General features: G+C 57.8%; 21 protein-coding genes. 18 read left to right on the top strand and 3 right to left on the bottom strand.

The window, feature by feature from the left end:
- Positions 1–2: 2 nt before the first annotated feature.
- Positions 3–626 carry a ribonuclease HII gene (gene rnhB / locus EDC30_RS02395; protein WP_132257243.1) on the top strand — a complete coding sequence of 208 codons (624 nt, stop codon included), beginning with the start codon at positions 3–5 and terminating at the stop codon, positions 624–626.
- The gene (locus EDC30_RS02390) at positions 623–1,414 is read left to right on the top strand and encodes a TrmH family RNA methyltransferase (protein ID WP_132256895.1); all 792 of its coding nucleotides are present in this window, start codon (positions 623–625) and stop codon (positions 1,412–1,414) included. Before rnhB ends, EDC30_RS02390 begins: the two co-directional genes overlap by 4 nt.
- Positions 1,415–1,519: 105 nt before the next feature.
- Here EDC30_RS02390 and ppsR read toward each other — a convergent pair whose 3' ends face one another.
- Positions 1,520–2,371, bottom strand: coding sequence for a posphoenolpyruvate synthetase regulatory kinase/phosphorylase PpsR (gene ppsR / locus EDC30_RS02385; protein WP_132256894.1), 852 nt, complete (start codon positions 2,369–2,371; stop codon positions 1,520–1,522).
- Between the two features lie 199 nt (positions 2,372–2,570).
- Between ppsR and ppsA the strand changes: the two genes are divergently transcribed.
- From ppsA to EDC30_RS02370, 3 genes are all read left to right on the top strand, one after another.
- Positions 2,571–5,009, top strand: a complete 2,439-nt coding sequence (gene ppsA / locus EDC30_RS02380; RefSeq protein ID WP_132256892.1) for a phosphoenolpyruvate synthase — start codon at positions 2,571–2,573, stop codon at positions 5,007–5,009.
- Positions 5,010–5,321: 312 nt separating this feature from the next.
- On the top strand, positions 5,322–5,765 hold the full coding sequence (locus EDC30_RS02375; protein ID WP_132256890.1) for an NfeD family protein: 444 nt from the start codon (positions 5,322–5,324) through the stop codon (positions 5,763–5,765).
- A gap of 43 nt (positions 5,766–5,808) precedes the next feature.
- Positions 5,809–6,735 (top strand): SPFH domain-containing protein, encoded by a 927-nt coding sequence (locus EDC30_RS02370; RefSeq protein ID WP_132256888.1) that lies wholly within the window; start codon positions 5,809–5,811, stop codon positions 6,733–6,735.
- Between the two features lie 90 nt (positions 6,736–6,825).
- Here the strand turns inward: EDC30_RS02370 and smpB are convergent, their stop codons facing one another.
- Positions 6,826–7,275 (bottom strand): SsrA-binding protein SmpB, encoded by a 450-nt coding sequence (gene smpB, locus EDC30_RS02365; RefSeq protein WP_132256887.1) that lies wholly within the window; start codon positions 7,273–7,275, stop codon positions 6,826–6,828.
- Positions 7,276–7,341: 66 nt separating this feature from the next.
- On the opposite strand from smpB, the gene EDC30_RS02360 reads away from it, so the two are divergent.
- Together EDC30_RS02360 and EDC30_RS02355 are read left to right on the top strand one after the other, a co-directional pair.
- Positions 7,342–7,773, top strand: coding sequence for a type II toxin-antitoxin system RatA family toxin (locus EDC30_RS02360; protein WP_132256885.1), 432 nt, complete (start codon positions 7,342–7,344; stop codon positions 7,771–7,773).
- Positions 7,766–8,068 carry an RnfH family protein gene (locus tag EDC30_RS02355; RefSeq protein WP_132256883.1) on the top strand — a complete coding sequence of 101 codons (303 nt, stop codon included), beginning with the start codon at positions 7,766–7,768 and terminating at the stop codon, positions 8,066–8,068. Before EDC30_RS02360 ends, EDC30_RS02355 begins: the two co-directional genes overlap by 8 nt.
- Positions 8,069–8,133: 65 nt before the next feature.
- On the opposite strand, the gene EDC30_RS02350 is transcribed toward EDC30_RS02355, so the two are convergent.
- Entirely contained in the window at positions 8,134–8,628 is a 495-nt protein-coding gene (locus tag EDC30_RS02350) for a DUF4124 domain-containing protein (RefSeq protein ID WP_132256881.1), read from the bottom strand.
- A 152-nt stretch (positions 8,629–8,780) separates the two neighbouring features.
- Here EDC30_RS02350 and guaB point away from each other — a divergent pair, with 152 nt between their 5' ends.
- The 11 genes from guaB (at position 8,781) to nadC (ending at position 20,246) form a co-directional block, all read left to right on the top strand.
- Positions 8,781–10,241 (top strand): IMP dehydrogenase, encoded by a 1,461-nt coding sequence (gene guaB, locus EDC30_RS02345; RefSeq protein ID WP_132256879.1) that lies wholly within the window; start codon positions 8,781–8,783, stop codon positions 10,239–10,241.
- Between the two features lie 35 nt (positions 10,242–10,276).
- Complete coding sequence (locus EDC30_RS02340) at positions 10,277–11,317, top strand: GGDEF domain-containing protein (RefSeq protein ID WP_132256877.1); 1,041 nt, start codon at positions 10,277–10,279, stop codon at positions 11,315–11,317.
- Positions 11,318–11,357: 40 nt separating this feature from the next.
- Complete coding sequence (guaA, locus tag EDC30_RS02335) at positions 11,358–12,935, top strand: glutamine-hydrolyzing GMP synthase (RefSeq protein WP_132256876.1); 1,578 nt, start codon at positions 11,358–11,360, stop codon at positions 12,933–12,935.
- A gap of 140 nt (positions 12,936–13,075) precedes the next feature.
- Entirely contained in the window at positions 13,076–13,531 is a 456-nt protein-coding gene (azu, locus tag EDC30_RS02330) for an azurin (RefSeq protein ID WP_132256874.1), read from the top strand.
- Between the two features lie 228 nt (positions 13,532–13,759).
- Entirely contained in the window at positions 13,760–14,395 is a 636-nt protein-coding gene (gene queE, locus EDC30_RS02325) for a 7-carboxy-7-deazaguanine synthase (RefSeq protein ID WP_132256872.1), read from the top strand.
- A gap of 13 nt (positions 14,396–14,408) precedes the next feature.
- Positions 14,409–14,852, top strand: coding sequence for a 6-carboxytetrahydropterin synthase QueD (gene queD, locus EDC30_RS02320; RefSeq protein WP_132256871.1), 444 nt, complete (start codon positions 14,409–14,411; stop codon positions 14,850–14,852).
- Positions 14,853–14,854: 2 nt separating this feature from the next.
- The gene (gene tadA / locus EDC30_RS02315; RefSeq protein WP_132256869.1) at positions 14,855–15,337 is read left to right on the top strand and encodes a tRNA adenosine(34) deaminase TadA; all 483 of its coding nucleotides are present in this window, start codon (positions 14,855–14,857) and stop codon (positions 15,335–15,337) included.
- Positions 15,338–16,270 (top strand): muramoyltetrapeptide carboxypeptidase, encoded by a 933-nt coding sequence (gene ldcA, locus EDC30_RS02310; protein WP_132256867.1) that lies wholly within the window; start codon positions 15,338–15,340, stop codon positions 16,268–16,270.
- Between the two features lie 160 nt (positions 16,271–16,430).
- Positions 16,431–18,032 carry an ABC-F family ATPase gene (locus EDC30_RS02305; protein ID WP_132256865.1) on the top strand — a complete coding sequence of 534 codons (1,602 nt, stop codon included), beginning with the start codon at positions 16,431–16,433 and terminating at the stop codon, positions 18,030–18,032.
- Positions 18,033–18,249: 217 nt separating this feature from the next.
- A complete protein-coding gene (gene nadA, locus EDC30_RS02300; protein WP_207907194.1) occupies positions 18,250–19,386 on the top strand; it encodes a quinolinate synthase NadA in 1,137 nt (378 codons plus the stop codon).
- Positions 19,383–20,246 (top strand): carboxylating nicotinate-nucleotide diphosphorylase, encoded by an 864-nt coding sequence (nadC, locus tag EDC30_RS02295; RefSeq protein ID WP_132256864.1) that lies wholly within the window; start codon positions 19,383–19,385, stop codon positions 20,244–20,246. The genes nadA and nadC overlap by 4 nt, the downstream gene beginning before the upstream one ends.
- Positions 20,247–20,277 lie beyond the last annotated feature (31 nt).

Genomic DNA, 20,277 nt, shown 5'->3' with positions numbered 1-20,277 from the left:
CGATACACAAGGACGGCGAGACCGCCAGCCTTTTCCTGTTCGACCATGCCGATGAACTGGTATGCGGTGTGGATGAGGCGGGGCGAGGCCCTCTCGCCGGACCCGTTTTCGCGGCGGCAGTCATTCTCGATCCCGCCAATCCCATCGCCGGTTTGCGCGATTCCAAAAAGCTGAGCGAAGCCAGGCGCGATGCCCTGGCAATCGATATCAAGACCAGGGCGCTGGCCTGGTCGATCGCGCAATGCTCCGAGGCGGAGATCGATGAATTGAATATCCTGCAAGCGACCATGCTGGCCATGCGCCGGGCCGTCGAAGGATTGAGACAACAGCCTACTCTGGCGCTCATCGACGGCAACCGTTGCCCGGTGATGGGCGTGCGCTCCGAAGCGATAGTCAAGGGCGACGACAAAGTCCCGGCGATATCCGCCGCCTCGATTCTTGCAAAGACCGCGCGCGATGCCGCGCTGGCGGACTTGCATTCGCTGTATCCGCAATATGCCTTCGATCAACACAAAGGGTATCCGACGGCCTTGCATCTGGAGCGCCTGCGCCTGCATGGCGTATCGCCGGTCCACCGCAAATCTTACGGACCCGTCAAGGCATTGCTGTACCGGGAAGAGGCATGAAAGAAATCAGCTCCCGCGAGAATCCGCTGTACAAGGAACTGAAGCAGCTGGCCACCAGTTCGCAGGCGCGGCGCAAGGCCCAGCGCAGCCTTCTCGATGGCGTGCACCTGTGCGAAGCGTATCTGCAGCTGGTCGGCGATCCGCTCATGTGCGTGCTGAGCCAGTCCGCACGAGGCAATCACGAGGCTGCCGACATACTTGCAGAATGCGAAGCGCGGCGCGTCTCATGCATTGTCTTGCCGGATGCGCTGTACAACGCGCTGAGCCAGGTCGAGCAAGGTGTCGGCATCTTTTTTCTTGTCGCCACCCCGCAAACGACTGCGCCGTCTATCCTGTCGCAGCCGGCAGTCTTGCTGGACCGATTGCAGGATCCTGGGAATCTGGGCTCGATCCTGCGCAGCGCAGCGGCAGCCGGCATCAGGCAAGTATTTTGCAGCCCCGGCACCGTGTTCGCCTGGTCGCCGAAGGTGTTGAGAGCCGGGATGGGGGCTCACTTCCTGCTGGAGATCGTTGAAAATGCCGATCTTGCAGCCTTGCTGAAGACTGCGGCTCTGCCGGTGCTGGCTACCAGTTCGCATGCCCGGCAGACGATCTATGAGATCGATTTGGCCAAGCCAGTCGCCTGGCTGTTCGGCCATGAGGGTCAGGGCGTGGCGGAAGACTTGCTGAGCAAAGCCAGCAACCAGGTGGCGATTCCGCATCTGGGGCGGGTGGAGTCGCTGAATGTGGCCGCAAGTGCGGCGGTCTGCTTCTTCGAGCAAGTGCGCCAGACTCTTCAGCACCGATAATCGGGCTAAAATAGAAATGGATGCCACCATCGGCATCCATTATCAGCATCGTCATGACAGGCTACATGCCATTGGCCGCGCTGTCCCGTACCGACAAACAGCCCGTTACGAATAAGTTTGCTTGTCCGGCCGGATTTCCTGAAGAATCAGGGTGGCGATCTCCTCGATCGATTTTGCGGTGGAAGACATCCAGCGAATGCCTTCCTTGTGCATCATTTTTTCCGCTTCATTGACTTCATAACGGCAATTTTCCAGCGAGGCGTACTTGCTGCCGGGGCGGCGCTCGTTACGAACTTCGGATAAGCGGTCCGGTGCGATCGACAGTCCGAAGATCTTGGTCTTGTGCGTTTGCAGCTCTGGTGGAAATTTGCCGCGCTCGAAATCGTCGGGAATCAAGGGGTAATTCGCCGCCTTGACGCCATACTGCATGGCTAGATAGAGGCTGGTAGGCGTTTTGCCTGAACGCGATACACCGACGAGAATGACATCGGCTGCTTCCAAGTTTAGATTGGACTGGCCATCGTCGTGCGCCAGCGAGAAATTGATGGCATCGATACGGCGGTTATACTCAACCGAATCGGCTATGGTATGGCTACGGCCGACGGTATGCGTGGCCTTGATGCCGAGCTCCTGTTCCAGCGGCGCGACAAAAGTCTGGATCAGATCCATTTGCAGGCCCTGCGATTGGCGGACGACTGCCGCCAGTTCCGGCTTGACCAGGGTCGAGAACACGATGGGCCGTTTGCCGTCAGTGGCATAGGCATGATTGACCTTTTGGACCGCTTCGTGGGCCTTGTCGAGGGTATCGACAAATGGCAGGCGGATTTGCCGGAAACGCAGGTTGAATTGCGTTAGGATCGAATGGCCGAACGCTTCAGCGGTGATGCCGGTGCCATCGGAAATGAAGAATGCCGTGCGGTCGGCCTGCGTGGCTGGAGTGGGCAAAGAGTCGGGCATAGGTAAGGAAACCGTAAAAATCCTGTGACGGCAAAAATGCCGTAAAAAACATCATTGTATAAAGCAAAATCACATTGCGCACTGTAAAATGCGTTTTAATGATTGTTTGGCAGTTGCGCGTCACTTAGAAGAATAACAAAAATGGCTCCAGTGTGAGATTGCCCCGTGAAGATTTCTTATCATCAAACTAGAGGTTGTTATGTCCAATGTAGCATCTACCGGAGCCGCACACGCTCCGGCCCAGGGAGGCACGTACGTCGCGTCCTTTGAAGACTTGCGCATGACCGATGTCGAGTCGGTCGGCGGTAAAAATGCCTCACTAGGCGAAATGATCAGCCAGCTGGCGCATGCCGGCGTGCGCGTGCCGGGCGGCTTCGCCACCACGGCACTGGCGTTTCGTGACTTCTTGAACCACGCTCCCGATGGCGGCCAGACGCTGGGCGACCGCATCGCGGCACGCCTGGAATCGCTCGACGTCGACGACGTGCGGGCGCTGGCCCAGGCTGGTGCAGAAATCCGCCAGTGGATCGTCGACACGCCATTCCAGCCACGCCTGCAACAGGAAATCACCGAGTTCTATCACAAGCTGGTCGACGATTCCGCTAGCGAAGTATCGTTTGCCGTGCGTTCCTCCGCCACCGCGGAAGACTTGCCGGATGCATCCTTTGCGGGCCAGCAGGAGACTTTCCTGAACGTGGTCGGCATCGACAACGTGCTCGAAGCGATCAAGCACGTGTTCGCCTCGTTGTATAACGACCGTGCGATTTCCTACCGCGTTCACAAGGGCTTTACCCACAGTGAAGTTGCCTTGTCGGCCGGCGTGCAGCGCATGGTGCGCTCCGATCTCGGTTCCTCCGGCGTGATGTTCACCATCGATACCGAATCGGGCTTCCAGGACGTCGTTTTCATCACCTCGAGCTACGGCCTGGGTGAGACGGTGGTGCAGGGCGCCGTCAATCCGGACGAGTTCTACGTTCACAAGCCGATGCTGGCCGAAGGCAAGCTGCCTATCATCCGCCGCAACATCGGCTCCAAACTGATCAAGATGGAATTTACCGGTGAAGCCAAGGCCGGCCGTTCGGTCAAGACCGTGGATGTGCCGATCGAGCAGCGCAATCGCTATTCGCTGAAAGATGAAGAAATCATCGAACTGGCGAAATATGCCGTGATCATCGAGAAGCACTATGGACGCCCTATGGACATCGAATGGGGCAAGGATGGCCGTGACGGCAAGCTATACATCCTGCAGGCTCGCCCGGAAACCGTGAAGTCGCAAGTCAAGGCGACCGACGTGCAGCAGCGCTTCAAGCTGAAGGGCAGCGGCACCGTATTGGCATCCGGCCGCGCCATCGGCCAGAAGATCGGCGCCGGTCCGGTGCGCGTGATCCGCGATCCGTCCGAGATGGAACGCGTGCAGCCGGGCGACGTGCTGGTTGCCGACATGACCGATCCCAATTGGGAGCCGGTGATGAAACGCGCTTCCGCCATCGTCACCAATCGCGGCGGCCGTACTTGCCACGCGGCGATCATCGCCCGCGAGCTGGGCGTGCCGGCTGTGGTCGGCTGCGGTCATGCCACCGACACCTTGAAGGATGGCACCCTGGTGACCGTGTCCTGCGCCGAAGGCGACGAGGGGAAGATCTATGACGGCTTGCTGGAAACCGAAGTGAGCGAAATTCAGCGCGGCGAACTGCCGGAAATCCCCGTCAAGATCATGATGAACGTGGGGAACCCGCAACTGGCATTCGATTTCCAGTCTACGCCGAACAGTGGTGTCGGCCTCGCCCGCCTGGAATTCATTATCAATAACAACATCGGCGTGCACCCGAAGGTGATCCTGGAATACCCGAACATCGATCCGGACCTGAAGAAGGCGGTGGAATCGGTGGCGCGCGGCCATGCCTCGCCCAAGGCTTTCTATGTCGACAAGCTGGCTGAAGGCGTGGCGACGATTGCCGCCGCGTTCTGGCCGCGGCCTGTAATCGTGCGCCTGTCCGACTTCAAGTCGAACGAGTACAAGAAGCTGATCGGTGGCTCGCGCTACGAGCCGGACGAAGAAAATCCGATGCTGGGCTTCCGCGGCGCGGCGCGTTATGTCGCCGAGGATTTCGCCGAATCCTTCCAGATGGAATGCGAGGCGATGAAGCGCGTGCGCAACGACATGGGTCTTACGAACGTCGAGATCATGGTGCCTTTCGTGCGTACTCTCGGTCAGGCCAAGAAGGTCGTCGATCTGCTGGCCAAGAATGGCTTGAAGCGCGGCGAGAACGGCTTGCGCCTGATTATGATGTGTGAAGTGCCGACCAACGCCATCCTGGCCGAGCAATTTCTCGAGTATTTCGACGGCTTCTCTATCGGTTCCAACGACCTGACCCAACTCACCCTGGGCCTGGACCGCGATTCCGGCATGGAGTTGCTGGCGGCTGACTTCGACGAACGCGATCCTGCAGTGATTGCGCTGATTTCGAAGGCAATTGCCGCCTGCCGCGCGCAGGGCAAGTACATCGGCATTTGCGGCCAGGGTCCTTCGGACCATCCTGACTTTGCCGAATGGCTGATGAAGGAGGGGATTTCGTCGATTTCCCTGAATCCGGACACCGTGCTGGATACCTGGCAAAAGCTGGCGCAAGCCAAGTAAGGCAGCCTGGCCAGGATTTGCTGCCTGTTGGGCTGCGATGCTCTGGCAGGCACCAAGGAACCAGGCTGAATCGGCATGTTGCTTGAATTGGACGCGGGTTCTAACGGACCCGCGTTTTTCGTTGTGCCAAAGGAACAGAATCGAATGAAATTCTTTGAGCGCTAAAGAATTTCCATTAGACTTTCCTTCATGCTTGCATAGCATAAAAAGTTGAAACAAGTAGTATTGGCTGTTGCTTGAGCCCCCGTTGCCATTGGCCCGGGGGTTTTGTTTTTGGTGCATACTGACAATATGTCATTTGTGGAGGTGGTAATGGCAGATTGGGTAATGTGGCTGATCATGGCCGCGACGCTGGTCATCGTTGAGCTGTTTACAGGGACGTTTTATCTATTGATGGTGGCAATCGGCATGGCTGCCGGCGCCCTGGTAGCCGTATCGGGCGGCGCATTATGGGCTCAGCTACTGGCCGCCGCCATTGTTGGCGCCAGTGCTACGCTCACTTTGCGGCAAAGACGAAGCGGCAAGTCTAGCCGCTTTGAAGCTGCGAACGATCCGAACATCAATCTGGACATCGGCCAAACTGTGGCGGTGCCGGCATGGAATGAGCAGCCGGGCGCCCATCCCAGTGCACGCGTCATGTACCGCGGAGCGCAATGGGATGTGGAACTGGCACCGGGCCATGCCGCGGTGCCCGGCGTATTCAAGATCGTGGAGGTCCGTGGCAGCCGCCTGATTCTGGCCGGCGGGCCGGCATGATCGTTTTCTTGGTTTTCGTCCGATAACAATAAGGGGAGGTAAGATGGAATTGAGCTTCGGTAGCGTATCGCTGCTTATCTTTATCCTGGCGGTGGTTTTTGTCATTAAAACCATCCAGGTCGTTCCGCAGCAGCATGCCTGGGTGGTCGAGCGCCTGGGCAAATATCACGCGACTTTGGGGCCCGGACTGAATATCGTGGTGCCTTTCATCGATCGCGTCAGTTACAAGCACGTGCTGAAGGAAATCCCGCTTGATGTGCCGCCGCAGGTTTGCATCACCAAGGATAATACGCAGTTGCAGGTCGATGGCATCCTGTACTTCCAGGTTACCGATCCCAAGCTGGCATCCTACGGCTCCTCCAATTACATCATGGCCATCACGCAGTTGGCGCAAACCACGCTGCGTTCGGTGATCGGGCGCATGGAACTGGACAAGACGTTCGAAGAACGCGATCACATCAATACGGCAGTGGTTTCGGCCATCGACGATTCGGCAGCCAACTGGGGCGTGAAAGTCTTGCGCTATGAGATCAAGGACCTGACGCCGCCGCAGGAAATTCTCCATGCCATGCAGGCGCAGATTACGGCGGAACGCGAAAAGCGCGCGCTCATCGCGGCGTCGGAAGGGCGCAAGCAGGAACAGATCAATATCGCCACCGGTGAGCGCGAGGCGGCAATCGCCAAGTCCGAAGGAGAAAAGCAGGCAGCCATCAACCGAGCGCAGGGCGAGGCATCCGCCATTCTGTCGATCGCCGATGCCACGGCAGAGGCGATCCGCAAAACTGCCGCGGCTATCCAGTCTCCGGGCGGGGCGGACGCGGTCAACCTCAAGGTGGCGGAACAGTACGTGAACGCTTTCGGCGAGCTGGCGCGCACCAACAATACCCTGATCCTGCCTGCTAACCTCGGCGACATGAGCAGCCTGATTGCCACGGCAATGCAGGTCGTGAAGACGCAGCAGAAAGCATAGGGAAACCTGTGATCGCGCGATGGCGGTGCGCAGGCTTTCAGCCTGCGCCGTCACGTCATCTTGCAGCGCTGCTTGCCGAAGTCCCTGGCTTCACCGCTGATTCTGTTTCATGATCGATTGCTTTTCGCGCTGCCAGTCTCGCTGCTTTTCCGTCTCGCGCTTGTCATGCTGCTTCTTACCCTTGGCCAGGCCGATTTCGCACTTGATGCGGCCTTTCAGATAATGGAGGTTGAGCGGCACCATGGTATAGCCGCTACGCTCCACCTTGCCGATCAGCTTGTTGATCTCGGTACCATGCAATAACAGCTTGCGGGTCCGTACCGGGTCGGGAGAAATATGGGTCGAGGCAGTGGGCAGGGGACTGATATGGGCGCCGAACAGGAAAACTTCACCGTTGCGTACAATGACATAGGCTTCTTTCAGCTGTACGCGGCCGGCACGGATCGACTTGACTTCCCATCCTTGTAATACAATGCCCGCCTCGAAGCGCTCCTCGATGAAATAATCGAAAAATGCTTTTTTATTGTCAACAATCGTCATGGGCTGGGCAGCGAGCGCTATTATAAAAATATGAAAGTGGCGATTTTATCAAACGGTGGATAGTCAATGGCAGTTGTACATAAATCCGTCTTGCTTCCTTTTAGCGCAGAGCAAATGTTTGCACTGGTTAATGGCATCGAAGACTACCCTAAATTCTTGCCCTGGTGTGATGGCACCAGGGTATTAGAGCGCACGGAACACCGTGTCGTGGCCAGTATTAACATTAACTACCATGGCGTAAAGCATGCCTTTACGACTGAAAACGTCAATCAGGCGCCAAGCCTGATCAAGATTACGCTGGTGGAAGGGCCGTTCCGGCATTTGGACGGGACTTGGGCGTTCAAGGCCTTGCGGGCTGATGCCTGTAAGGTGGAGCTGGACTTGCATTACGAATTCTCCAGCAAGATCCTGGAAAAGGTCATCGGCCCGGTGTTCAGCGTCATCGCGAACAACATGGTCGAGGCGTTTTGCAAGCGGGCGGAGGAAGTCTATGTCTGAAGATCAGCGGCCCATCCGCGTACAGCTTTGCTACGCCAAGCCGGATAATATTCTCCTGGAAGAATTGAAAGTCCAGTCCGGCACTACGCTGGAGCAGGCTGTGCGGATGAGCGGAATTTTCGCGCAAGTGCCGGAAATAGACCTGTACAGTTGCAAGGTCGGTATTTACGGCAAACTCAAGCCCTTGGATACGGTATTGCGTGCAAGTGATCGGATCGAAATCTATCGTTCATTGCTGGCAGATCCGAAGGATGCTCGCAGGCGGCGGGCCGTAAAAAAGGAAAAAGCCAGCTGATTGCCGGCTTTGTTCAAGACTGGCAGCCAGATTCGGTTGCCAAACCAGTGGGCGCGACAGCCGAGTTACTTGCAGCCCGCCAGAACGCGATTGGTTTCCTGTATTTCGCGGTTGCGTTGTTCATCGCTGATATAGGCCCGCTCACCATTCTTGTCGGTACTTGCCAAACGCTGCCCTGACTGGAGCGAACGCTGATAATTACGGGCATTTTCGCAATTTTTTGCCTTGTCGCGCGCGAGTTGCGCCTCTTCAGCTGCTTTCTTTTCTTTTTCTGCCTGTTCGGCGCGGCGCTTGTTATATTCCGCATTTCTTTCCGCCAGGCTGGGCGGAGCTTTGGCGTTATCGTTGCCGGCTTCCGCAGCTGGCGCCGATTCTGTCGGAGAGTACGAATTGCCCGGCTGTTTCAGAATCCGGCTTTTGGGAACGGATGCCGGTGGCGGCATGTCGGAAAACTGCTTGGTGCCTTTATCATCGATCCAGACATATTGCGCCCAGGCCGATGAGGCTATAGCAAGCAAGGCAAGGCTGGCGGCAAGACGTTTTAGGCTTGTGAAGTGCATGGGAAATCCTTCCAATTCGGGTCTTGTGATTTCGCCATGCTTTATTCCCTATGTCAATGCATGATCTCGCTTCGGTTAGGGACTATGCTGCAATAAAACGACGTATTTCATGACTTTCTGTATAATTGCGCTTTGCGCCTATAGGAAATGCTATGCGTCTACTCCAAAAAGCACTCACTTTCGATGACGTGCTGCTCGTTCCGGCATATTCGTCCATTCTGCCGAAAGATACTTCCCTTACCACCAAGCTGACCCGCAATATCACGCTGAATATTCCGCTGGTGTCGGCAGCGATGGATACCGTCACCGAGGCCCGTCTGGCGATCGCCATGGCCCAGGAAGGCGGCATCGGCATCATTCACAAGAACATGACCGCGCGCGAACAGGCGCGCGAAGTCTCGAAGGTCAAGCGCTTCGAGTCCGGCGTGTTGCGCGATCCGATCACTGTGCCGCCTAACATGAAGATCCGCGATGTCATGGCGCTGTCGGAACAGCACGGCATCAGCGGTTTCCCGGTAGTCGAAGGCAAGAGCGTCGTGGGTATCATCACCAACCGCGACCTGCGTTTCGAAGAAGAGCTGGATGCCGAAGTCCATGCCAAGATGACGCCCCGGGAAAAGCTCGTGTACGTCAAGGAAGGCTCGGACCTGGCGGAAGCCAAGCGCCTGATGAATAAGCACCGCTTGGAGCGGGTGTTGGTCATCAATGACGCTTTCGAATTGCTCGGCCTGATCACGGTGAAGGATATCCAGAAGGCGACTTCGCATCCGTTCGCCTGCCGCGACGAACAAGGCAAGCTGCGCGTCGGCGCCGCAGTGGGCGTCGGTCCCGACAATGAGGAACGCATCGACCTGCTGGTCAAGGCCGGCGTGGACGTGATCGTTGTCGATACCGCCCATGGCCATTCCAAGGGTGTGCTGGACCGGGTGAAATGGGTCAAGACGAATTATCCGCAGGTTGACGTCATCGGCGGCAATATCGCGACTGCTGAAGCGGCCCGTGCGCTGCTCGAGCATGGCGCCGACGGCGTCAAGGTCGGCATCGGCCCCGGTTCGATTTGCACCACACGTATCGTCGCCGGTGTCGGGGTGCCGCAGATTACCGCGATTTCCAATGTCGCCGGCGCGCTGAAGGGCACGGGCGTGCCTTGCATCGGCGATGGCGGCGTGCGCTTCTCCGGTGATATCTCCAAGGCACTGGCTGCCGGGGCATCGACCGTCATGATGGGCAGCATGTTCGCCGGCACCGAGGAAGCGCCGGGCGAAGTGATCCTGTTCCAGGGACGCAGTTACAAGTCCTACCGCGGCATGGGTAGCCTGGGCGCGATGTCGGAAGGTTCTGCCGACCGCTATTTCCAGGATTCGTCGAAGAACACCGACAAGTACGTCCCGGAAGGTATCGAAGGCCGCGTGCCTTACAAGGGCAGCGTGCTGGCCATCCTGTATCAGCTGGTTGGCGGCGTGCGTTCTTCGATGGGCTATTGCGGTTGCGCCACAATCGATGAGCTGCGTGAAAAAGCCGAGTTCGTCGAGATCACTGCCGCAGGCATGCGTGAATCGCACGTGCATGACGTGCAGATCACCAAGGAAGCGCCGAACTACCGCGCCGAATAAGCCGGCTTGCATTCCTAAAGCCGCCAGCCTCGTTCATGACTGCTTCCGCCGAGCGTCGATCCCAACCTGCCACCGTGGCCGACAAGCTGCCAGGGGAGGAGGGGTGCGCTTCACGCGCGCAGTTGGAATTGCACTTGGCCCGGTTGCGTCGCGTTGGCCGGCAATTGTTCGAAGGGGCGGACTGCGTGGTGATGTTTCGCGACGACTGCTGCGAATATCCGTTTGCGGATGCCCGCAAGAGCACGGCTGAAGCTTTTTGCGGCAGCCTGCCGCATCCAGAAGGAGGGCTGGCAGTGCCAGATCTCCGGCAGGATGCGATTTTGCGGGACCATCCGGCGGTATCGGGCGAGCCGCATATCCGGTTTTATGCCGCGCATCCCTTGCGTAACCATGAAGGCATGCTGATCGGCAGTGTCAGCCTGGTGGATTACACGCCGCGCACTTTCGGTGAGGACCGTCGCCTGCTCCTGGCCGACATGGCCGGCCTGGTGGAGCGCGAGCTTCAGCTGCAATCGATGAATGCAGTGCACGCGGCTCTGCAAAAAAAGAACAAGAGTTTGCGCCGGCGTTCGCTGATCGATCCGCTGCTGAAAATCTGGAATCGCGGCGCCATCATGCGGATTCTCGGCATCGAGGCAGATCGCTGTGACAAGCAGGGCGTGCCCTTGTCGCTGATCGTGATCGATCTGGATTATTTTAAAAAGATTAACGATACGTATGGCCATCCGGCTGGTGACACCGTGCTGGTCAATGTGGCGGGGCGCTTGCGATCCTGCATGCGGCCCCAGGATGCGCTCGGGCGTTACGGCGGTGAGGAATTCCTTGCCGTGCTGCCCGGGTCCTGTCACGAGACGGCGCTTGCTGTGGCTGAGCGGATGCGGCAGGTAGTGGCGGCGCAGCCCGAAGAGATCAATGGCGTGGCGCTACAGCTCAGTATCAGCGCCGGCGTTGCATCGACGGTGCAGTTTCCGGCCGCCAGCACGGATGAATTGATCAGCCATGCCGATAGTGCCCTGTACGCCGCCAAGGACGCCGGCCGTAACTGCGTGGTCCGGGCCATGCCCGAGCTCGCTTGAATCCATTTTCAATTTTTGACTTCCAGAAGAAGTGCTTTTTATGCATTCGAAAATTCTCATCCTTGATTTCGGTTCCCAGGTGACCCAGCTGATCGCCCGCCGCGTGCGCGATGCCGGCGTGTTTTCCGAGGTTTATCCTTACGATATCGGCGACGATTTCATCCGCAGCTATGGCGCCGCCGGCATCATTCTTTCGGGCGGGCCGAACTCGGTGATCGAAGGCGACACGCCGCGCGCGCCGCAGGCGGTGTTCGAGGCCGGCGTGCCGGTACTGGGAATTTGCTACGGCATGCAAACCATGGCGGCGCAACTGGGCGGCAAGGTCGAGAACGGCAAGATCCGCGAATTCGGCTATGCGGAAGTCCGTGCACGCGGCCATACGGCGCTGCTGAACGGCATCAACGACTTCGTCACGCAAGAAGGCCACGGCATGCTGAAGGTATGGATGAGCCATGGCGACAAGGTGATCGACATGCCGCCCGGCTTCAAGCTGATGGCTTCCACCGACAATTGCCCGGTCGCCGGCATGGCGGATGAAGAGCGCAAATTCTACGCCGTGCAGTTTCACCCGGAAGTCACGCATACCGTGCAGGGCGAGGCCATCCTGGGCCGCTTCGTGCACGAGATCTGCGGCTGCAAGTCGGACTGGAACATGCCCGACTATATTTCCGAGGCGGTCGAGAAAATCCGTGCCCAGGTCGGCAGCGACGAAGTCATTCTCGGCCTGTCCGGCGGCGTCGACAGCAGCGTGGCGGCGGCACTGATTCATCGCGCCATCGGCGACCAGCTGACTTGCGTGTTCGTCGATCATGGCCTATTGCGCCTGGACGAAGGCAAGATGGTGATGGACATGTTCGGTAAGAACCTGGGCGTGAAGGTGCTGCATATCGATGCGACCGACCAGTTCATGGGGCATCTGGCGGGCGTCACCGATCCGGAACAGAAGCGCAAGATCATCGGTCGCGAATTCGTCGAGGTATTCCAGCGCGAAGCCGGCAAGCTGAGCAAAGCCAAGTGGCTGGCGCAAGGAACCATCTATCCGGACGTCATCGAGTCCGCCGGCAAGGGCAAGAAGGGCCATACCATCAAGAGCCACCACAACGTTGGCGGCTTGCCGGAAACGCTGAATCTGAAGCTTCTGGAGCCGCTGCGCGAGCTGTTCAAGGATGAAGTGCGCAAGCTCGGCGTGGCGCTGGGCCTGCCGCACGAAATGGTGTATCGCCATCCCTTCCCGGGGCCGGGTTTGGGCGTGCGCATCCTGGGCGAAGTGAAAAAGGAATATGCCGACCTGCTGCGCCGCGCCGACGCGATCTTCATTGAAGAGCTGCGCAAGACCGTGGATGAGGAGGGCAAGTCCTGGTACGACAAGACCAGCCAGGCGTTTGCGGTATTCCTGCCGGTGAAGTCGGTCGGCGTCATGGGCGATGGCCGAACTTACGAGTACGTGGTGGCACTGCGCGCGGTGCAGACGCTGGATTTCATGACGGCGCACTGGGCTCATTTGCCGCACGATTTGCTGGGACGGGTATCCAACCGCATCATCAATGAAGTGCGAGGCTTGAACCGTGTGGTGTACGATATTTCGGGCAAGCCGCCTGCCACGATCGAGTGGGAATAAGACATCCGGTGAAGCGAGCTGCTGAATGTGGTTCGCTTCTAAGTTGTTGATTTGAAATAGTTTATTTTTGCTGTGAGTGTGCCTGGCTCGCGTTGTAGGTCTAGAATTACGTGCTCATTCTGTTAATGAAGGAGATCGTAATGAAGACTGGAAAAATCGCGGTGCTTCTCTTGTTTTCAGGGCTGGCCGGGCCGGTGTTGGCCGCGCAGTGTAATGTGGAAATCGAAGGAAACGATGCGATGCAATTCAATAAGAAAAGCATCGATGTTCCACAAAGCTGCAAAAAGTTCACCGTCACTCTCAAGCATACCGGCAAGCTTCCCAAAGCTTCGATGGGGCATAACTGGGTAGCGACGAAGACGGCGGATATGCAGGGCGTGGTCAATGACGGTACTACTGCTGGCCTGGATAAGGACTATGTCAAGCCGGGGGACAATCGCGTGATTGCCCATACCAAGGTGGTCGGCGGAGGCGAATCGGATTCCGTGAGCTTTGACGCAAGCAAGCTCAAGCCGGATGGCGATTACACTTTCTTTTGCTCATTCCCCGGTCATTCGACGGTCATGAAAGGCAAATTGACAGTCGTGAAGTCATAATTTTTCAAACTTCGTTTTAATTTTTGTAATCTGATATCCGGTTTCAGGGGCGCGATCGCAGCCGGTAACCGGATATTATTTTTTTCGATATCAATAATCCCGTCTGCTTCGTAAATTTCCCATTGAAAGGAATGAGGGGACGAGGACAGGTATAATCCATCCCCCAGGCAGGAAGCGGGCGCTCAAGTCCGAATTGAAACTTGCCGCTATTGAAAAGACAGTTTTCCCGTGACTTACAGCGTCAAAGAAATTTTCTATACCTTGCAGGGCGAAGGTGCGCATGCCGGGCGTCCCGCCGTATTTTGCCGTTTTTCGGGCTGCAACCTGTGGTCGGGCCGGGAAAGCGACCGCGCCAGCGCTGTGTGCAAATTTTGCGATACCGATTTCGTCGGAACGGATGGCGAGCGAGGCGGAAAATTTCCGGATGCGGCTCGGCTTGCCAACACGATTGCCGGTTTGTGGCCGTCGACTTATACAGCCAGCAAGTACGTCGTTTTCACCGGCGGCGAGCCGCTCTTGCAACTGGACGCTGCGCTGATCGATGCCATGCATGCCGCAGGTTTCGAGATCGCCATTGAAACCAATGGCACCTTGCCGGTGCCGCCAGGTGTCGATTGGGTGTGCGTGAGCCCCAAGATGGGTTCGGAGCTGGTTGTTAAGCGCGGCAACGAATTGAAAGTGGTTATCCCACAAGCGGCACAGTCGCTGAAAGAATACGAGCGGCTGGAGTTCGATCATTACTATGTGCAGCCGATGGACGGCCCTGACAAGGAAGCCAATACCAGGCTGGCAATCGAAACCTGCAAGGCAAATCCCCGCTGGAAACTCAGCCTGCAAACGCATAAACTGCTGCAAATCCCTTAAGTTAAGATTTTTAATGCTGACGATTACCCGCAAGCTGGAATTCGATGCCGGTCACCGGATTCCCGATCATAAGAGCCAATGCCGCAATCTGCATGGGCACCGCTATACCCTGGAAATCACTCTGGTCGGTGAAGTCATCAAGGAAGAGGGCAGCTCCGACCAGGGCATGATCATGGATTTTTCCGACGTCAAGGCGCTGGCCAAGCAGCACCTGGTCGACGTTTGGGATCATGCTTTCCTGGTGTATGCCAAGGATGAAAAAGTGCGGGACTTCCTGGAAGCCCTGGAGGGACACAAGACAGTCATCATCGATAGCATTCCGACTGTCGAGAATCTGGCCCAAACCGCCTTCAATATTCTCAAGCCAGCTTACCAGGACCGCTACGGCACCGGCCTGCGCCTGCACAAGCTGGTCTTGCATGAGACGCCCAACTGCTGGGCCGAGATTACCGAATAAGCATGCGCGACCAGATCTACATGCGCCAGGCGCTCGACCAGGCGCACAATGCATGGACCCTGGGCGAAGTGCCGGTCGGCGCGGTGGTGGTGTATGAAGACAAGGTGATCGCCACCGCCTTCAACCAGCCGATCGGCACGCACGATCCGACCGCGCACGCGGAAATCATGGCTTTGCGCGCAGCCGCATCGATCCTCGGCAATTACCGCCTGCCGGGCTGTGAACTCTTCGTGACGCTGGAACCCTGCGCGATGTGCGCCGGCGCCATGATGCACGCGCGATTGAGCCGCGTGGTGTTTGGCGCGACAGACCCCAAGACGGGCACGTGCGGTTCCGTGGTCAACTTGTTTGAGCAGGAAAAGCTGAATCACCATACCGAATTGGTCGGTGGTGTGCTGGCGCTGGAATGCGGCCAGCTGCTGAAGGATTTTTTTGCCGAGCGGCGCGCGGCGCAGCAAAAAACGGCATTGACGGATGGAGTGTGAATGAGCCAAGCCGATTTTGTCATTCCCCCAGGCACAGGTATCGCCATCGTGGCGCCGGGCGGTTATCCGCCGGACGAGGCGGCGCTCGCGCGCGGCATCAAGCGGCTGGAACAGCAGAACTGCCTGGTACACAATTATTACGACCCGGCGGACAAGTACCAGCGCTTCGGTGGCATCGACATGGCGCGCGTGGCGCAATTGCATGCTGCCGCCGACGATCCGGACGTGCAGATCGTCATGGCTCTGCGCGGTGGTTACGGTTTGTCGCGCATCCTGCCTATGCTGGACTTCGATTTCCTTGCCAATAGCGGCAAGCTGTTCGTCGGTTACAGCGATTTCACCGTCTTCCACATGGCCTTGCTGGCGGCAACCGGTAAGGTGAGTTTCGCCGGGCCGATGGTGTGCGGAGATTTCGGCTGTGAGCGGCCGAGCGACTACACGCTGTCGCATTTCTGGCAAATCCTGACCCGGCCGGGCCTGACACTGATGGCACACACGCCGAACAATCCCTGCATTGAAGCGGAGGGCGTGCTGTGGGGCGGTAACCTGGCAATGCTCACGCATTTGCTGGGCTCGCCGTATTTTCCGCGGATCGAGGGCGGCATCCTGTTCATCGAGGACGTCAACGAGCATCCCTACCGCATCGAGCGCATGCTCGTGCAATTGCTGCATGCCGGCGTGCTGGCCAGGCAGCAGGCGATCCTGCTGGGCGACTTTTCCGCCTATCGCCTGAGCGAATACGACAATGGCTATGATTTCAATGCCATGCTGGCCTACATCCGCTCGCGCGTGGCGACGCCTATCCTGACCGGCTTGCCGTTCGGGCATTGCGCCGACAAGCTGACCTTGCCGGTCGGCTCTCGTGCTCAGCTGGTGTCGGAGAAGAATACGTTCCGGCTGCAGCTCGCCGAGTATCCGGTGCTGGCGGGCTAGTTTCTCAGGCAGTTTCCGGCGCAAGCTTCAGTCGACGGCCCGCGCCGGCATTCCCTTTCGGACGCTCAATAGTCGGCATGCTGCCGGCGACTCCTCGCGATGGTAAAATGGCGGGTTAATCCATTTGTGCTTCATTTTTGCTTATTAAAGGTTTTCACCAGTGCTTTCTACCGCAAACATCACGATGCAGTTCGGCCCCAAGCCGCTGTTCGAGAACATTTCCGTTAAATTCGGCGAAGGCAATCGTTACGGCCTGATCGGTGCGAACGGTTGCGGCAAGTCCACCTTCATGAAAATTCTGGGTGGGGACCTGGAGCCGAGTTCCGGCACCGTCATGCTCGACGCGAATGAGCGCCTCGGCAAGCTGCGTCAGGACCAGTTCGCCTATGAAGAGATGCGCGTGCTGGATGTGGTCATGATGGGCCACACCGAAATGTGGGCGGCGATGACTGAGCGCGATGCGATCTATGCCAATCCGGACGCCACTGACGACGATTACATGAAGGCAGCCGACCTGGAAGCCAAATTCGCCGAGTATGACGGTTATACCGCCGAGGCGCGCGCCGGCGAACTATTGCTGGGTGTCGGCGTGCCAATCGAGCAGCACAATGGTCCGATGAGCAATGTCGCGCCGGGCTGGAAACTGCGCGTGCTGCTGGCGCAGGCGCTGTTCTCGAATCCGGATATCCTGCTGCTGGACGAACCGACCAATAACCTCGATATCCATACCATCCGCTGGCTGGAAGACGTGCTCAATGAGCGCAATTCCACCATGATCATCATCTCCCATGACCGTCACTTCCTGAACCAGGTGTGCACGCACATGGCGGACATGGATTACGGTACGCTGAAGATCTATCCGGGCAATTACGACGACTACATGCTGGCGTCGGCGCAGGCGCTGGAGCAGCGCGCGGCCGCCAATGCGAAGGCCAAGGAACGTGTGGCCGAATTGCAGGAATTTGTGCGGCGCTTCTCGGCCAACAAGTCCAAGGCACGCCAGGCAACTTCACGCGCCAAGCAGATCGACAAGATCAAGATCGAGGAATTCAAACCATCGTCGCGGCAGAATCCTTTCATCCGCTTTGAAGGGGAAAAGAAGCTGCACCGGCAGGCTGTCGAGGTGGAAGGCCTGTCCAAGGCTTACGATCGGCAGATTTTCAAGGATTTCAACATCCTGGTTGAAGCAGGCGAGAAGATTGCCATCATCGGCGCCAACGGTGCCGGTAAGACCACGCTGCTGCGATCGATCGGCGGACCGGATATCTGCGGCCTGCAGGCCGACAGCGGCATCGCCAAGTGGGCGGAGAACGCCAATGTCGGCTATATGCCGCAAGACCCGACCGAGGAATTTGCTGCCGACAAGAACCTGACCGACTGGATGGGGCAATGGACGCAGGAAGGCGATGACGATCAGGCCGTGCGCGGTATGCTCGGCCGTCTGCTGTTTTCCGGCGACGATGTGAAAAAGTCGGTCAAGGTGCTTTCCGGTGGTGAAAAGGGCCGCATGATGTACGGTAAGCTGATGCTGGGCCGACATAATGTCTTGCTGTTGGATGAGCCGACCAACCACATGGATATGGAATCCATCGAGTCGCTGAATATCGCGCTGGACAAGTATGCCGGGACGCTGATCTTCGTTTCGCATGACCGTGAATTCGTGTCGTCGCTGGCGACGCGCATCCTCGAGGTCAAGGATGGAGAGGTCATCGATTTCCGCGGGACGTACGAGGAGTATCTGGCAAGCCAGGGTATCGAATAAGGATAGGCAAGGTGAATGGAAACGCAGTCCAGGCAAATTGCCGGGCTGCGTTTTTTTATAAGCGTAGTCGTGGGGACACGTGAGTAAAAAGCTGGCAACAGGATGCGCTAATCACTTGGCAACTTGTCATCGTTTTTTGAGTGCATGGCCTCATCTGCATCTGGATTTATAATCTCATTCTTGTGCAGCGTGCTGCAGGGCTTTTTTCAGGAAGAGCATGGAAACTCTGATCAAAACCGTTGAATTCGAACGGCCGCAAATGGAAAGCGGCACCAGTTGTGTCGCCAATGCGTGGGCCAAGGTGCCCGATTCGCCGTCGCTGGAAGAAAAGGCAACGCTGAAGGATAAGATCCGCAAGCTGCTGAAGGAAAAACAGGCCGTGCTGGTGGCGCATTACTATGTCGATGCCGACCTGCAAGATCTGGCCGAGGAAACCGGCGGCTGCGTTTCCGACTCGCTGGAAATGGCACGTTTCGGGCGCGACCATCCGGCCAAGACACTGGTTGTCGCGGGCGTGAAGTTCATGGGCGAGACTGCCAAGATCCTGAGTCCGGAAAAGACCATCCTGATGCCGGACCTGGATGCGACCTGTTCGCTTGATCTTGGCTGCCCGGCGGATGAATTCGCCGCCTTCTGCGATGCCCATCCCGATCGCACGGTCGTAGTGTATGCCAATACCAGCGCGGCGGTGAAAGCGCGCGCCGACTGGATGGTGACATCTTCGATCGGCCTGGATATCGTCGAGCATCTGCACAAGCAGGGCAAGAAAATCCTGTGGGCTCCGGACAAGCATCTGGGCAGTTATATCCAGAAGAAGACCGGCGCCGACATGCTGCTGTGGCAAGGCTCCTGTCTCGTGCACGATGAGTTCAAGGGCGTCGAGCTGGAATTGCTGAAAAAAGAGCATCCCAACGCCAAGATCCTGGTGCACCCCGAGTCGCCGGAAGCCGTGGTGGCGCAGGCTGATGTGGTCGGTTCGACTTCGCAGCTGATCGCCGCCGCCCAGTCGCTGGATGCCAAAGAATTCATCGTTGCCACCGATAACGGCATTCTGCACAAGATGAAGGCCGCGGCTCCCGGCAAGGTCTTCTACGACGCGCCGACGGCTGGCAATAGCGCCACCTGCAAGAGCTGCGCGCATTGCCCGTGGATGGCCATGAATGGCTTGCGTAATCTCGCCGAAGTCCTGGAAACCGGACGTAACGAAATCCATGTCGATCCGGAAACTGGGCGCAAGGCGTATGTCTGTATCGACCGCATGCTGGATTTCGCGGCAAAGAAGAAAGCCAACGTGCGCCCCTCCGGCGACCTCGCTAAAGAACAACAACTGTTTTCTGGAATCGGACCTGCATGAGCACCTTGAAAAATCCTTTCGCTCCATTCGACCCGTTGCTGGCAGCGGATTTCGAAGCCAATATCGCGGCTGCCATTAGCGAGGACGTCGGCACCGGCGACGTCACTGGCAAGCTGGTCCCGGAAAATGACTGGGTCAAGGCGCATGTCGTCGTGCGTGAAGCGGCAGTGCTGTGCGGCGCGCCCTGGTTCGAAGGTGTGATGAAAGAACTGGATGCGCGTATCGTCATCGACTGGAAATATGCTGAAGGCGATCTGATGGCGGCGGACAGCGTTGTCTGCGTGATTGAAGCGCCTGCCCGCGCCTTGCTGACCGCCGAGCGGCCGGCGCTGAATTTCCTGCAATTGCTCTCCGGTGTGGCCAGTGCCACGCGCCGTTACGTCGATGTCATCGCCGGAACGAGGGCGGCGATCCTGGACACTCGCAAGACCTTGCCGGGACTGCGGCTGGCGCAGAAATACGCGGTGCGCGTGGGTGGCGGCAAGAACCAGCGCATGGCGCTCTATGACGGCATCCTGATCAAGGAAAACCATATCGCCGCGGCAGGTGGCGTGACTGCAGCGATGCAGGCGGCACATGCCCTGAACACTGGGGTGTCGATCCAGATCGAGGTGGAAAATCTCGACGAATTGAAGGCCGCTCTTGAAGCCGGCGCAACTTCTGTTTTGCTGGATAATTTTGATCTCGACATGATGCGCACCGCTGTCACGCTGACTGCGGGCAGGGCGATCCTGGAAGCATCAGGTGGCGTGAACATGGATAGCGTACGCGCCATTGCGGAAACCGGCGTGGACCGAATTTCGATTGGCAGCCTGACCAAGGATGTCAAGGCGACGGATTATTCGCTGCGGATTATCTAAGAAATTTTCATACTTAGTATTAAGCCGGGTT

It is taken from the genome of Paucimonas lemoignei (assembly GCF_004342585.1).
GTDB classification, from domain to species: domain Bacteria; phylum Pseudomonadota; class Gammaproteobacteria; order Burkholderiales; family Burkholderiaceae_D; genus Paucimonas; species Paucimonas lemoignei.
This window is presented reverse-complemented; position numbering and strand designations above follow the sequence as displayed.

Bases quoted from the DNA above. Each gene is read 5' to 3' on its own strand.
- smpB (WP_132256887.1), bottom strand. From the start codon at position 7,275: ATGACGATTGTTGACAATAAAAAAGCATTTTTCGATTATTTCATCGAG.
- EDC30_RS02350 (WP_132256881.1), bottom strand. From the start codon at position 8,628: ATGCACTTCACAAGCCTAAAACGTCTTGCCGCCAGCCTTGCCTTGCTT.
- EDC30_RS02355 (WP_132256883.1), top strand. From the start codon at position 7,766: ATGTCTGAAGATCAGCGGCCCATCCGCGTACAGCTTTGCTACGCCAAG.
- EDC30_RS02360 (WP_132256885.1), top strand. From the start codon at position 7,342: ATGGCAGTTGTACATAAATCCGTCTTGCTTCCTTTTAGCGCAGAGCAA.
- tadA (WP_132256869.1), top strand. From the start codon at position 14,855: ATGCGCGACCAGATCTACATGCGCCAGGCGCTCGACCAGGCGCACAAT.
- queD (WP_132256871.1), top strand. From the start codon at position 14,409: ATGCTGACGATTACCCGCAAGCTGGAATTCGATGCCGGTCACCGGATT.
- guaB (WP_132256879.1), top strand. From the start codon at position 8,781: ATGCGTCTACTCCAAAAAGCACTCACTTTCGATGACGTGCTGCTCGTT.
- guaA (WP_132256876.1), top strand. From the start codon at position 11,358: ATGCATTCGAAAATTCTCATCCTTGATTTCGGTTCCCAGGTGACCCAG.
- ppsR (WP_132256894.1), bottom strand. From the start codon at position 2,371: ATGCCCGACTCTTTGCCCACTCCAGCCACGCAGGCCGACCGCACGGCA.
- ppsA (WP_132256892.1), top strand. From the start codon at position 2,571: ATGTCCAATGTAGCATCTACCGGAGCCGCACACGCTCCGGCCCAGGGA.
- EDC30_RS02375 (WP_132256890.1), top strand. From the start codon at position 5,322: ATGGCAGATTGGGTAATGTGGCTGATCATGGCCGCGACGCTGGTCATC.
- EDC30_RS02340 (WP_132256877.1), top strand. From the start codon at position 10,277: ATGACTGCTTCCGCCGAGCGTCGATCCCAACCTGCCACCGTGGCCGAC.
- EDC30_RS02390 (WP_132256895.1), top strand. From the start codon at position 623: ATGAAAGAAATCAGCTCCCGCGAGAATCCGCTGTACAAGGAACTGAAG.
- nadC (WP_132256864.1), top strand. From the start codon at position 19,383: ATGAGCACCTTGAAAAATCCTTTCGCTCCATTCGACCCGTTGCTGGCA.
- nadA (WP_207907194.1), top strand. From the start codon at position 18,250: ATGGAAACTCTGATCAAAACCGTTGAATTCGAACGGCCGCAAATGGAA.
- ldcA (WP_132256867.1), top strand. From the start codon at position 15,338: ATGAGCCAAGCCGATTTTGTCATTCCCCCAGGCACAGGTATCGCCATC.
- azu (WP_132256874.1), top strand. From the start codon at position 13,076: ATGAAGACTGGAAAAATCGCGGTGCTTCTCTTGTTTTCAGGGCTGGCC.
- EDC30_RS02370 (WP_132256888.1), top strand. From the start codon at position 5,809: ATGGAATTGAGCTTCGGTAGCGTATCGCTGCTTATCTTTATCCTGGCG.